Annotated in this window: 13 protein-coding genes and 1 pseudogene; all 14 read right to left on the minus strand. The window is 59.1% G+C overall.

Going from position 1 to position 13,146, the window contains the following annotated elements; genetic code table 11:
• Nucleotides 1-170: pseudogene (locus tag BRA42_RS07255) on the minus strand (methyl-coenzyme M reductase subunit alpha); the annotation flags it as partial.
• A gap of 5 nt (nucleotides 171-175) precedes the next feature.
• On the minus strand, nucleotides 176-937 hold the full coding sequence (gene mcrG / locus BRA42_RS07260) for a coenzyme-B sulfoethylthiotransferase subunit gamma (RefSeq protein ID WP_292409092.1): 762 nt from the start codon (nucleotides 935-937) through the stop codon (nucleotides 176-178).
• Nucleotides 938-951: 14 nt separating this feature from the next.
• The gene (gene mcrC / locus BRA42_RS07265; RefSeq protein ID WP_292409094.1) at nucleotides 952-1,575 is read right to left on the minus strand and encodes a methyl-coenzyme M reductase I operon protein C; all 624 of its coding nucleotides are present in this window, start codon (nucleotides 1,573-1,575) and stop codon (nucleotides 952-954) included.
• Between the two features lies 1 nt (nucleotide 1,576).
• Complete coding sequence (gene mcrD, locus BRA42_RS07270; protein ID WP_292409096.1) at nucleotides 1,577-2,053, minus strand: methyl-coenzyme M reductase operon protein D; 477 nt, start codon at nucleotides 2,051-2,053, stop codon at nucleotides 1,577-1,579.
• Between the two features lie 17 nt (nucleotides 2,054-2,070).
• Nucleotides 2,071-3,375, minus strand: coding sequence for a coenzyme-B sulfoethylthiotransferase subunit beta (gene mcrB, locus BRA42_RS07275; RefSeq protein WP_292409098.1), 1,305 nt, complete (start codon nucleotides 3,373-3,375; stop codon nucleotides 2,071-2,073).
• 363 nt (nucleotides 3,376-3,738) lie between these two features.
• Nucleotides 3,739-4,545, minus strand: coding sequence for a formylmethanofuran dehydrogenase subunit C (locus tag BRA42_RS07280; protein WP_292409100.1), 807 nt, complete (start codon nucleotides 4,543-4,545; stop codon nucleotides 3,739-3,741).
• A gap of 12 nt (nucleotides 4,546-4,557) precedes the next feature.
• A complete protein-coding gene (locus BRA42_RS07285) occupies nucleotides 4,558-6,264 on the minus strand; it encodes a formylmethanofuran dehydrogenase subunit A (protein WP_292409103.1) in 1,707 nt (568 codons plus the stop codon).
• Nucleotides 6,265-6,268: 4 nt separating this feature from the next.
• Nucleotides 6,269-7,582: a formylmethanofuran dehydrogenase subunit B gene (locus BRA42_RS07290; protein WP_292409105.1), complete on the minus strand. Its 1,314-nt coding sequence runs from the start codon at nucleotides 7,580-7,582 to the stop codon at nucleotides 6,269-6,271.
• Entirely contained in the window at nucleotides 7,579-7,980 is a 402-nt protein-coding gene (locus tag BRA42_RS07295) for a molybdopterin dinucleotide binding domain-containing protein (protein WP_292409107.1), read from the minus strand. Before BRA42_RS07295 ends, BRA42_RS07290 begins: the two co-directional genes overlap by 4 nt.
• Nucleotides 7,981-8,020: 40 nt before the next feature.
• Nucleotides 8,021-8,446 (minus strand): hydrogenase iron-sulfur subunit, encoded by a 426-nt coding sequence (locus BRA42_RS07300; protein ID WP_292409109.1) that lies wholly within the window; start codon nucleotides 8,444-8,446, stop codon nucleotides 8,021-8,023.
• Nucleotides 8,447-10,468 (minus strand): CoB--CoM heterodisulfide reductase iron-sulfur subunit A family protein, encoded by a 2,022-nt coding sequence (locus BRA42_RS07305; RefSeq protein ID WP_292409111.1) that lies wholly within the window; start codon nucleotides 10,466-10,468, stop codon nucleotides 8,447-8,449. It lies immediately after the preceding gene.
• 11 nt (nucleotides 10,469-10,479) lie between these two features.
• Complete coding sequence (hdrB, locus tag BRA42_RS07310) at nucleotides 10,480-11,382, minus strand: CoB--CoM heterodisulfide reductase subunit B (protein WP_292409113.1); 903 nt, start codon at nucleotides 11,380-11,382, stop codon at nucleotides 10,480-10,482.
• Complete coding sequence (hdrC, locus tag BRA42_RS07315; protein WP_292409115.1) at nucleotides 11,379-11,966, minus strand: CoB--CoM heterodisulfide reductase subunit C; 588 nt, start codon at nucleotides 11,964-11,966, stop codon at nucleotides 11,379-11,381. Before hdrC ends, hdrB begins: the two co-directional genes overlap by 4 nt.
• 10 nt (nucleotides 11,967-11,976) lie before the next feature.
• On the minus strand, nucleotides 11,977-13,146 hold the full coding sequence (locus BRA42_RS07320) for a 4Fe-4S binding protein (protein ID WP_292409117.1): 1,170 nt from the start codon (nucleotides 13,144-13,146) through the stop codon (nucleotides 11,977-11,979).

Raw genomic sequence — 13,146 nt, forward strand, 5'->3', positions numbered from 1 at the left:
CGGTCCATCTCGATGGCACGGCTCTCCTTCATGAACTCCATCTTGCGGGGAGACTGGCGAACACCGTTGTACTTGTAATACTCGGCCGTATCCGACTGGACATCCTGTCCCTGGAATTTCTCCTTGAGCGCCTTCAGGAACAGTTTCTGGGATCTTTCAATCTTTGCCATTGTTATCACTCCTTGGGGAGGAACCCGTATTTCGTCCGCAGCGTGTGAATGCGCTGGACGTACTCGATGTATTCTTTGTCGTCACGGTACGGGGTGCCGCCGAGTGAGTGGAAGATCGTCGTGTGGGCCTTGAGCCACTTCTCGTCCATGGGCTTGCCGACGGCAACCGCACGGTCGAGGGGCTCGCCGATCTGGTTCTTGACGTAGCGGACGATGCCGTCCTCGCCAAGGACACTCCTCTGGAGCATATCGAACATCATGCCGTTCTCGGCAAGACGGAGCGAGTGACCGTGCACGGTCGCGCCGCGGATGCCGGTGCGGGCCGGGTCGAGGAGCTCGGTGTTGACGAGTTCCTTCGCGTACTTCTCGAGGTCACGCTCACGGCACTCGACGATCTGACGGCCGGAGAGCGTACCGGGGTCGATACCGCGGAAGCGGTAACACTCGGTGTAGGTCCGCTGGTAGGGGTGGCAGGGGGCGAAGAACATCGAGTCTGCGAACTGGATGTAGCGGACCCGGTCGCCGGCCTTTGCACCCTCGGTCGGGGTTACAATCTTCCTGATGGGACAGTCGGGTTCCTGCTGCTCGGCGAGCGGCGGGTGGGCCGTCGGGTAGGCGGCTCCAGGCGCCCTGTGGCCGAGGATCAGTACGATATCCTCATCAGTCACGTCACGCATCTTTTCAAGTTTGTGGCTGGGGTCCATCTGCTTTCGCCGGTTCTCGGCGACCTTGGATGTACCCGGTCCGTATTGGGGCTTGTATGCCATGTTTCCTTTCACCTTCATGTTGGGTTTTTTAGCACTTTCATCACGGCACGAACGACTTCCGCCAATTTTTCCCTGCCGGGGGTCTGCCCCCGTGTCACGCCGCTGACGATATCCATCACGATGCCTTTAGTTTTCACCCGGTCGGGCGGCGGCATAACCACCGCTGTCCTGATTCCCTCCTTTGCGAGATCTTCGAAGTCGATTGGAACCTGGGAAACGACGATCGCCTTGATATTCACGTGCTCAAGGATAAACCGGACTTTCTGCACGACATGGGAGCGGACATTCCCATGGTGCAGGATGGCAACCTTGTGCTGCTCGATCTGAGCAATCTCCTTCTCCGTCAGGCCAAAGGACGCTCCGAGAACGTGACCCTTGATAGGGGAATCTGCCGGAACTCCGCTTCCTGCGTTGAGGACAAGCGTCGTCACGGAGAACTCCGCTCCCTCCCTCCGGAGGCCGGAGGTGATGTCGCAGACCGGTTTTGTAACGTGTCTGCGGCCGGGGGACATTCCGATCACGATCACATCCGGGGACCTGGCTTCGGAGATAGTCCCGCGCTGGGCAAGACCGCCTCCTTTTCCCATCCCCATGCTCTCGCGGCAGTCGACAACCTGAGTTACTCTTCCGATAGGCATCTTACTTGGTTCCTTGAATAATAACAAAGCCGTCTTTCCGTTTCGGATCGACAAGCCCGAGAATGTCTCTGTCAGCGTCAGGTCCGTACTTAGCGTAGTCGGACGTTGTCGGCTGGGTCTTCATGTACCGTCCCTGCTGGACGGTGCAGGAGAAGTCTTTATCGGCAAAGACTTCGTCAACTGCCTCCCCGATAGCCTGAATGTACGACTCGTCCTCAAGCTCCAGGATGATCGTTCCGACCTGCACCCGGAGCTGGACGTCCTGGTCTCCGACACGGATGGTCTTACGGTCCGGATGGGGGTTGGGTTTCCCCCGTGCCGGGCCGTAGGGGACCGTGGCCGGAATGCTGGGTCCATTGATGGACATCCGGCGGATCCCGCCGACCTGAACAAGCCTGTTCAGGAGTTGTTCGGCGGTGTCGGGTCTGAGGAATCGCGCAGAAACGATTCGAACCTGAGGGTATATGGCGTCAGTCATCGGTATCCTTGTGTTACTTACACACCCTGTGCGATCTGCTGGATCGGCTTGTTGAAGACGTCAACCTGGCCGTAGGTGTCGGCGTAGATCTTCGAGGTGCCCTCGGGCGCGAACATCTGGGTTCCGGCGTCGAGTGCAGCAGCGGCGACCACGCACGGGATGGCCACACCGGCGGCGTGGCGGGTCACGACGTGGTTGCCGTTGAAGATACCGGGGCCGCCGCCGCCGTAGATCGAGTGGCTGAAGAACGAGAACCCGACGGCGGTACCCATGACACGGCCGTAGTCGCAGCCGGGGAGCCCGGTCTCGTGCTCAAGCAGGTCGTTGAAGTACAGGAGCGTCGAGGAGACCGCCTGGGCGAACCGTCCGGCACCGCAGTTGACCATGGTGGCCGCCATGGTTCCCGCAGCAGCGTAGGCGTTCCAGAGCATGGGGTCCTTCGTGTCGTAGAACTGGAAGTAGCCGCTCTTCTTCCCCGGGGCGATGACCCGATCGTCGATGGCCCGCTCGACAAGACTCTGGACGACGGTACCGATGGTTCCGGTTGCCCCGTTCTTCTTGACGAGGTCGTAGACCAGGTTGTTCGCGTTCAGGCCCTGGTAGGCGTAGGCGAGCAGCTGGGCGCGCTCGAACGGTCCGATGGCGTTACCCATCTCAAACATTCCTGCCTGCTCAAAGGTGGACGCAAGTGCGGCACCCTGCATCGCGTTCCTGCCGGTCATCATAACGGTGTGGTTGACCGGGATGTTCCGGAGCGCGTAGCCGAGACCTTCGTTGTTCTGGGGGATCGACAGGATGGATGTGACGTTGGCGCCGGAGAGGTCCATCGTGTGCGGGTAGGAACCCCAGACTGCCGACTTGACCATCGGTGCGTCGAACGCTCCGATGTTGAACTGCTCGACAATCGCGTAGGTTGTCGCGGCTGCGACCGAGGTGATCGCTGCATCGTAGGTGGCCGCGGCCTCGAGGCGGGTGCTGGGAGCCTCGACGAGGATGAGTTTACCGCCGTTGAATTCGCGGATCTGGGTGTCGTCACCCTCTTCGACCTGGACCATCTCCTTGATCTTGGCGATGATGGCGTCTTTGTTGCCGACGATATCCAGGTTCATCTCGCGGCCGAGAACGTTCCCCTTTGCTACCTTTCCGGTCTTCAGGCCATCCTGGATCCCGTTGAGGTTGACTGCGACCGTCCTCTTGGTGAGGTCGATGAGTTTCCGGGTCGCCGGGTTGACCAGCGGGCTGATCTTCTCGAGCGGCACGCCGCTCTTCAACTGCTTGCCTGCATCATCGTACAGGTCAATAGTTTCCTTGTATTTTGCCATAATTTTCCTCCATTACCCTCTTTAAGTGCATACAATCGGGAACTGTGAACTGAACGCTAAAAGCATCGCTGACTGTGGCTGCTGGTGACTACTGCACGTCCTCGTGGGACAAAAAGATAGTAACCTTCTCTGACGATATAAGCATTGCTATTTATGTCTCCACTAAAATATATCCCATGCGTGAAATATTAACGATCCATTGAATAATGGCCGATTAGACAGAATAGCGTATATATTGTGCCCCTTTTTTGGGTGATATGAAACCCCCTCTACGGTAACACGTCGTGCTACATTTTTAAAACATCTCGCATCAACTCTACGATTTTCAGACTATTTCGTGGACGTGATAGAAAAAAAAGGTATTCAGGCCTGGATCTGCTGGTATAATTTGCCGTAGATCGTCTGGCCTTTCCTCTTTCGGTGGCGCTCCCCAAGGTCGCCCTCATAGAGGGCAAACCGCCCTTTGGTGCCGTCCACCTCGAGATCGACATCTTCGCGGTATGCAAACCCGGGCATCATGCGATCGATGCTGCCGAAGACGTAGATCTCCCCCTCCACCATCTGGCCGCCGAGCCTGCTCTTTGCATTGCCTTTGACGACGATCCTGCCTCCCTCGGCATGCGTGGCAACGTGAACGTCGACATCGCCGCCGACGACGATCTCCCCGCCGTTCATGAACGTGCCGATATCGCTCCCGGCATTGCCCATGACGGTGATCTTGCCGCCCTGCATGCCGCGCCAGTCGCCACGGTATGCCGCACCGAGGTAGTTTCCCGCGTTGCCCTTGATGACAATCTCGCCGCCCTTCATACCGGTTCCGGCAAAGGCGTCGACATTTCCGTTCACGGTGATCTTGCCGCCCTGCATCCAGGCGCCGACATACATATCGGCGTCGCCGTTCACAACGACTTCGCCGTCGGTCATCTTCATGCCGATATACTTGACCCGGGAGAGGTCGCCGTTAACGACGATCTTCGTCTCGGCCGGGGTTGCCCCGGTCCGGCCGGCGACCTCAAAGAAGTCTCCGAGCCGGTGCGGTTCCTTCCCTATGTATACAGGGAGGTCGACAATCTCTTCCGTCTTCTTCCCGGCGAACGTATCGGGGCTGATGGTGTCGGCCTCGAGGTACAGTTCGGGCTGGTTCTTTATGGTGAGTGTAACTGTTTCCATCCTTCCTGCACCTCACTGTGTGGCATCAACCTCAATCACGTACGGGTTTTGGAGATAGTGCCCGGTAACTTCGTAGTTGTTCAGGGTGACGGTATAGTAGCGGAGGAACTTCTCCTTGACATCCCGCATCACCTGCGGGTTCTCGTTGACGTGAGCGTTCACCCAGAGGGTCCGCTTGTTGCCGTTCGAGACGATCTCGCCGTCGTTGATGATCTGGACACCCGACTTGAAGAGGCACCTCGCATTCGAGAACGCCTTCTCGATATCGTCGGGCGCGTAAGGCTTGTTCGGGTTGAAGTCAAAGACGGCGACATCCGCTTCGAGACCGGGGGCAAGCCCGCCGTACATGTGCGAAAGGCCGAGCGCTTTCGCCGGTCCTGCGCGGGTCATCTGCGCGATCTCGTAGAGGTCGAGTTCGCGGTCGATGCCGGCAAGGTTGGTCGCATCGATGACCTTGTCCCGGTACTTAAGCGCGTCGAACTGCTGCTTGCGCGCTTCAGTGCTCATGAGCCACTTCATGATCCGCGGGTAGCGGAAGAACGGTCCGGCGTTCGGGTGGTCGGTGGTCAGGAAAACCCGCATGGGATCCTTTGCAAGCAGGGCGAGTTCAAGGCCGATGGCCCACTGGATACCGCAGACCTTGATGTTCGGGCTGTAGATGTACGGGACGACACCGGACCCCGTCTCGAGTTCCACGTCGGCGTTTGCCCACTTTAAGTGGTTCAACTCGGTGAGGTGGTGCTCGAACGGTCCGTCGGCGGTCATGGTCGTGGTCTCGTCGAGCGTCACCTGACCCATGTCGATGGTGATGTTGTCGTGAGAGTTCACGTAGTCCATGATCTCCTTTGCTCTTGAGTCCACATTCGCCCAGGAGTCCCCGCCGTAGGAGTGGAACTGGACGTGGGTGTGGTGCATCACCTGGTCGCGGCCGAACCTGCTGTTCGGCTTGAGGCCTTCGGAGAGCTTGAACGTATCGAGAGTCGTCGTATAGTTGCCGGGGTTTCCGAGATTGTTCGTGTGAACGTGCATCGAGTGCGGGAGACCGAGGTACTCGTTCGCCTCGATGAGCCCCTTGACGATCTCTGCCGGGGTGATGTCGAAGTAGGGGACCGGGTCGTGAATGTTCTCACAGTTCAGGCCCCATGCCCAGGCTTCGGTGCCGCCGGGGTTGACGACCTTGACCGCGTAGCCCTTCGTGGCCCGCAGGAGCCAGGCAATGTAGGCCGCGGTATTCTCGATCTCGTGGTTCTTCAGATACTCGAGCACGAACCAGTTGTTTCCGAAGACCGGATAGGCGCCCTGATCGAGGATCGGCGTGTCCCGCATCTCCTCGTGGGTGTGCCGGGCGTAGAGCGGCGGCATGGCCGCTTCCATCACCGTGGTGTAGCCCATGTGGGCGTACGTGTAGCCGGTCCGGATCGTTGTCGGGACCGAGAACCCACCCTGCATCCGCTCGATGCCGTGTCCGGGCTTGTAGCCAAAGAGTTTATCTTCCGGGCGGAAGTTCCGGCCCATATTCACCTTCGGGCCGGCAACATGAGCGTGAATATCGACACCGCCGGCCATGACGGTCTTACCTGTGGCGTCGACGACCTTCGGGTTTTTAACCGCATCGGCTTCGACGATCTTGCCGTCCTTGATGGCGATATCGGTTGCATCTCCCCTGATCCCGAGGACCGGGTCGAAGACGAAGCCGTTCTTGATGAGATATTCTGCCATCGTTTTACACCCCCTTAATCTCCTTGACGCGTGCGAGGACACGCCCGAGGAACTCTTCGTCGGTCATCATCCCCTCCGGGGGTTCGACGACCTTTCTCGTCTCAATCGGCACGTTGTCCATCCGATATGCGCATCCGCCCACCTCGACGCCCACGAAGGCGACCGGGACATGGACCTTGCAGACCTCGGTGGTCGGGGTCTCATGCGGGTCGATGGCGATCGAGGGGAGGCCGTAAATCTTCTTCACCGAACTGAACGGGAAGTGCGCGCCGGGATCGCTTCCGAGGACGAAGATGGCATCCACTTCGTTCCTGCGGAGCAGGTCGTTGGAGGTTGTCTCACCGGGGTTGTACCGCGCGAATCCGCGGGAGAGGTCCACCGCGAAGGGGAACCCGAACTGCCAGCCCCAGACCTGGCCGGAGCCGGTGACGTTGTAGTGCCCGCGCATCGGCATGATGGCGGCTTTCGTGTACTCGTTCAAGTCACGGGTGAGCGCGATGGCCGCATCGATGTTGTGGTTCTTTCCAAGCGACTGCGTCACGCCCATACCGAAGAAGATGATCGCAAAGCGGCCGCTCTTGAGTGTCTCGGCAACCTCGTTGATCCTGTTTTTCGGTATTCCGGCGACGACGTCGGGGAGTTCCCCGCCCTTGAGCGCCACACGGAGTGCGTCGAGGAGTTCGTAGTCTTCTCCCTGCTCGATCTGCAGGTGGATATCCGCCATCTTGGCGGTGTCGGTGACACGCGGGTCGACGACGATCATCTTCCTGCCCGCATGACCCTTGCCGGTGAAGAATCCCCGGGGGAAGATAGAATATCGGGACATGTGTCTCGGATGGGCGTGTGCCGGATTGCAGCCCCAGAAGAGGATGCGGTCGGCCCGGTTCTTGACCTCCCCAAGCGTGCAGCTCGGGATACCGATATCCTGAACCGCGATAAGGGATGTTCCATGGCAGACGGTCGCGGTGTTGTCCATGACCGCTCCGACAAGTTCACCGATCTCGGACCCGAGAGACTGGGCCTCACAGTTTGTGGAGCTCCAGCCGTACATCAGGGGCTTCTTTGCTTCGGTAAGCATCCGGGCGGTGTAGTCGACTGCCTCCTCGTAGGAGATCTCCTTCCAGGACCCATCCTCCTGTCGCATACGGGGGTGGGTGATGCGGTCTTTTGCCTGAGAGTGGAGGAACTTTTCGGCGCCGATGGCGCATGCGTTGTATACGTCGTGAAGTTCCTTTCCGTCATCGCTGACGACGACCTCGAGGTCGTCGCAAAGTGTCCCGCAGAACGGGCAGACTACGTCGGTTACCGTCTTTGTCATGCTAGTTCACCCCTGCATGCCTTACGCACCAGTTCCAGTGAGCTGAGAACCGGTTCGTTCTTGGCGACTTCTACCTTGACGGGGGTACCCTTGAATGTGGGCATCCCCGTTGAGTAGGTGTTCGGGTTGACTATCATGTTTGCCCACGGACCCATCGGTATATATGCTACACCGGGATGGGGACCCTGGGTTGCCTCGACCGCCTTGACGACGACGCTTCCGTAGTTGCTGGTGACACGTACGTTCGTGTTGCGGAAAGCTCCCAGCTTCTTAAAGTCCGCCGGGTCCAGTTCAATAATCCCGCAGGCGTCGGTGTAGGCGGGTTTTTCCTTCCCCGCCTCCATCGACACCCCCTGCTGGATGGTGCGACCCGTGATCAGATTTACATTGATTGCCATTGTTATTCATCCCCTGTCTATTATTATTGTTTTATTATATTTACTTGGCAAATTCTTTAAGCGGGCTTGGACCAAGCTCGTGGATGGTCTTGACGACGTCCGTCATGACCGTGCCCCATTTTGCACCTTCCGATGCGGAGACGAAGGTCATTCTGAGACGCTTGTCGTCAAGACCGATGTTCTTGAGGACACTCTTCAAGAGGAACATCCTCTTTGCAGCCTTGAAGTTGCCCTCAAGATAGTGGCAGTCACCGAAGTGACACCCGGAGACCAGCACGCCGTCCGCCCCGTCCTGGAAGGCCTTCAGGATGAAGAGGGGGTCGATCCGTCCCGTGCACATCACGCGGATGGAACGGATGTCTGGCGGGTACTGGATACGAGCGCCGCCGGCAAGGTCTGCGCCTGCGTAGGAACACCAGTTGCAGATGATGGCGATAATCTTTGGTTTCCAGTTCTCATCAGCCATTTACTCTTCACCTCCGAGGAGGAATGCATCGATCTGCGCCACGATTTGCGGTGTTGCGAAGTGCTGCATCCAGATTGCACCCCCGGGGCAGAACCCGCCGCAGGTTCCGCAACCCTTGCACTTGGCTTCCGTGACCTGCATGACCGTGCGGCCGTTCTTCTCGACGAGCGAGAGGGCGCTGTAGGGGCACTGATTGACACAGAGTCCGCATCCTGCGCACTTCTCCTCGATACACTGGGCGAAGTAGGGCTCGAGCTCCACCTGTCCTCTGTGGATCGGGATGGATGCCGCGGATGCCGCACCCTCTGCCTGAGCGACCGTGTCGGGAATATCCTTGGGTCCCTGGCAGACGCCGGCAAGGTAGACGCCGGCAGTGGTGGTGCCGCATGGGTTCAGCTTCGGGTGAGCCTCAAGGAGCCAGCCGTCCTGCGAACAGGATACCCCGAAGAGTCTCCGGGTCTTTTCGGTCTCGGCGGTAGGCTGGATGGCGGCTGCGAGCACGACCATGTCGACTTCCATGTCGACAGGCCGCCCGAGGAGGGTGTCTTCTGCGTTGACGTGGAGGTTCTTGGTCACCGGGTCTTCGGTGATGCTTGCAACCCGGCCGCGGATGAACTTTGCACCCTCGTTCTGGATACGGTAGTAGAATTCCTCGTACTGCTTGCCGAAGGACCGGATATCCATGTAGAAGATGTACGGCACCGCGCCGGGGATCTTCTCGATGATCTGGTGGGCATGCTTGAGCGAGTACATGCAGCAGAACCGCGAGCAGTAAGGCTTGCCGACGCCGGTCGAGTCACGGGACCCCGCGCAGAGGACAAACGCGACCCTCTTCGGGGTTTCGCCGTCGCTCGGGCGGACGAGATGGCCGCCGGTCGGGCCGGATGCACAGATCAGCCGCTCGAACTCAAGACTCGTGATGACGTTGTCGTAGTTCTTGTAACCCCACTCAAGTTTCTTCTCGATGGGGAAGATGTCGTAGCCCAGGGCGAGGATAATGGTGCCGATCTTGACGGTCATGAATTCGTCCGTTGCCTCGAGGTCGACCGCCTTCTTATCGCCGCATGACTCGACGCAGAGACCGCACTTGACACAGGCGTCGAAGTCGACGGTGTAGATCAGCGGGGAGACCTGCGGGTGGTAGATGTAGATCGCCTTTCTCGGCGCCATGCCGAGCTCGAACGGGTTCGGCTTGATGACGGGGCAGACGTTCGCACAGTCGCCGCAGCCGGTGCAGCCGCCGCCGACGATGCCGCGGGCTTCTGCCTCTTTCGGGGTGAGGACACCGCGTGCCTTCTTCCGGAGGGTCACGTCGAAGTTGCCGATGTATCCCTCGACCGCCTCGACCTCGGTGTAGGTGAGGAGTTCGATGGTCTCGTTCCGGTAGACGTCCACCATCTTCGGGGTCAGGATACACTGCGAGCAGTCCAGCGTCGGGAAAGTCTTGTCGAGCTGGGACATCCTGCCGCCGATCGTGGGGCTCTTCTCCACGAGGTAGGTCTTGATCCCGGCGTTCGCAAGGTCGAGCGCTGCCTGCATGCCGCCGACACCGCCGCCGACGACCATCGCGGTCTTCTCCACGGGGACGCTCTTCGGGACGAGGTCCTCGAGGAGGGATGCCTTTGCTACGGCGATCCTGACTGCGTCCTTAGCCTTTGCGGTAGCCTCCTCCGGCTGGTGCATGTGCACCCATGAGTTCTGCTCGCGGATGTTCGCCATCTCGAACCGGAAGGGGTTCAAGCCGCCTGTCTTGGTTGCGTTACGGAACGTGGGCTCATGCAGACGGGGTGAACATGCCGCAACGACGATACCGGTAAGGTTCTGCTCCTTGATGGCCTCCGCGATCTTGTTCTGGCCGGGGGTCGAGCACATGTACTGGTAGTCATCGGCGACGATGACGTTCGGGAGTGTCTTGGCGTACTCCTTTACCGCTTCGACGTCGATGGAGCCCGCAATGTTGGTACCACAGTGGCACACAAAAACGCCAATTCTTGGCTCTTCGTTCTTCTTGACTTCTGCCATGTCTTTGCACCTCACAGGATCTTCTTCAGGAACGGTTCAACGTCTACGGCATGGAGGTCGAGTGCGAGCTCGTCCGGGCTCATGCCCTGTGCCAGTCCCAGGAGTTCGTTGTAGTGCAGGACGGGGATCCTGTGTTCGGTTCCGAACTTTTCCTTGATCTCGAGCTGGCCGCGGTCGAACTGGAGTTGACAGAACGGGCAGACTTCGGTGACTGCATCGACGCCTACCTCCTCCATATTGGTCAGTTTCTCGTTCGTGATATCGAGCGCGTGCGCGAGGTCGTATCCGCGAACACCGCCACCGGCACCACAGCACTGCATCTTGTTGCGGTACTGGACCGGCTCTGCGCCGAGTGCGGCGACGAGTTCTTCCATCCACATCGGGGTCTCGGTGTTGCCGAAGTGCCGCTCCTTGGCTGGCTTCATCAGGTGGCACCCGTAGTGGACGGCGACCTTCGAACCGGTCAGGGGACGCCGGACGCTTTCGGCAAGCTTCTTGACGCCCACGATCTTGGGGTCGTAGTAGAGTTCGGCGAGGTGCCAGACGTCGGCGGTCCCCTTGTATTCCATATCGATCTCTTTGAGCACTTCGTTGACTCCGTCGCGGAGTTCGTCGTTGTGCTTCAGTTTGTGGTTGACTTCCCAGATGGACTTGTAGCACCCGTTGCAGATCAGAGCGATGTCCATCTTCATCTGTTCGGCAAGCACGAGGTTCCGGGCCGCCATTGCGTACCAGACGTACAGGTCGATAGAGCCGAATGCACCGGGTGCCGGGCAACAGCTTGCGCCCTTGAGGGGCAGGAGGTCGATGCCGACGTTCTTGCTGGTCCGGACGGCTGCTGCCTCAATGCCCGGATACCGGTTCGGGGCGATGCATCCGAGGAAGAATGCATACTGATGGTTGCTCCCGCTCATGGTTTCTCACCCTCCGCGAGAATTCTGTCTGCGTGCTCTTTCAGTCTGTAGTGGTCGAGGATCTTCCGAATACCGGGCAGGTACTCGGGGTACTTGTGTGTTGTCTCAGGTTCTTCCTCAAGGCCGAGTCTCTTCCGGGCGGCCCGGTTTGCGTCGTTGTTCGGGACGCCGTGGCCGGTCTTATAGATCAACTGGACGGTCTGGAGGAAGTTGCGCGGAACGATGTCCCGCCTGAACGCGAGGTTTCTCATGGCCATGATGGCGTCCGTCGGCGCGAGGTCACGCGGGCACCGGTCGGTGCAGCTGTAGCAGGTGGTGCAGAGCCAGAGGTCCGGGTCGGTGAGGGCCTCTTCTTCGAGGCCGAGGACAGCTTTCCGCATGAACAGACGGATACGGTACGAACTCCGGGGTGCCGAGGGGCACGAACCGGTGCAGGTGCCGCACTGGTAGCACATGTGGGCGGCCGTCTGCCCGAGTTTCTCCACATCTTTGGTAAACTCCGGATTACTTTCGGAAACGTAGTATTTCCGGTCCCGGAGTTTCTCAGCGAGTTTCTGATCCTTATAGTCTTTCTTTACTGCCATTGGCTATCCCTCACGCCTCTTGCGCTTCTCCCAGAACTTTGACCTCGATCTCGCCAGGGGCGGTTTCTTTGACCTTCGATGTTCTCGGGGTGAGCAGCTTCTCCTTGATCCTCTTGAAGAGGTCCGTCTCTTTATCCTGCATCCGGATACCCGTCCGTCGCAGGACAATTGCATCCTCGCTCGGGCAGGCATTGACGCAGGCGCCACAGAGGATACAGAAGTCCTTGTTGATGGCGATGTTCGGCTCAATCTTGCCTTTCATCTCCTTTGCCGGGAGCGGGGATGGGAGGTAGAGCGCGTTGCAGGGGCAGACCTCAACACAGGTCGAGCAACCTCCGGGACACTTCTCCGGGTTGATCTCAAGGTCTCCCTCGAAGAGCTTCTCAACGGTGATTGCTTCCTCAGGGCAGGTCCGGACGCACCAGGTGCAGGTACAACAGTTGTCCTGCTCGATGTCGACCTTGCCGGGCAGTTTGTCGCTGATGACTTCGCGTTCTACGGTGATTGCCTCTTGAGGACAGGCTTCCACGCAGACTTTACATGCATCACAGGTGGTCTCTTCCCACTTGACGTCCCCTTCGATCTTGCCGGTCTCGGGGCTTTTCGGGATGCGAACGACGGTGATGCTCGGGCAGAGCTCGCCGCAGATGCCGCAGACGTTGCACTTCTCGGTGTCGACGACGAATGAGGTCTTGGTCTGCAGCGCCGCCTGACGCGGCTTGCCGGATTCGTCGCCGCCCTCAAATGTCGGGACATCGCGGACAATGGCATCCCGCGGACAGACTTCCTCGCAGACGGTGCACCGGTCGCACTTCTCCTCGTCGATGACGGTGACCATGTCGTATGTGGGGAACCCTTCCTTCTCAAGGATCGGGAGCCTCTCCTCCCCGTCGACCTTGAGCGTCATTGCATTGAAGGGGCACATGATGACACAGACGCCACAATACGAGCATTTCTCCGGGTTGACGTCTACAGGCGCTGCGTAATCAATCGCTCCACGGCGTGCCGCACCTACGGGTCCGAGGACGATTGCCTCCTCGGGGCAGGCGTCGGCACAGATCCCGCAACCTGTGCAGGTCTCTGCGTTCAGGATCAGGTTATTGACCGCCTTCAGGAGCCGTTGCTCCATGATGACATTCTGTCCGTCCCGCGTTTTGGAATACTTTGGAAACAGTGCCAT

Origin of the sequence: Methanoculleus sp. UBA374, assembly GCA_002508705.1 — an archaeon.
GTDB lineage: Archaea > Halobacteriota > Methanomicrobia > Methanomicrobiales > Methanoculleaceae > Methanoculleus > Methanoculleus palmolei.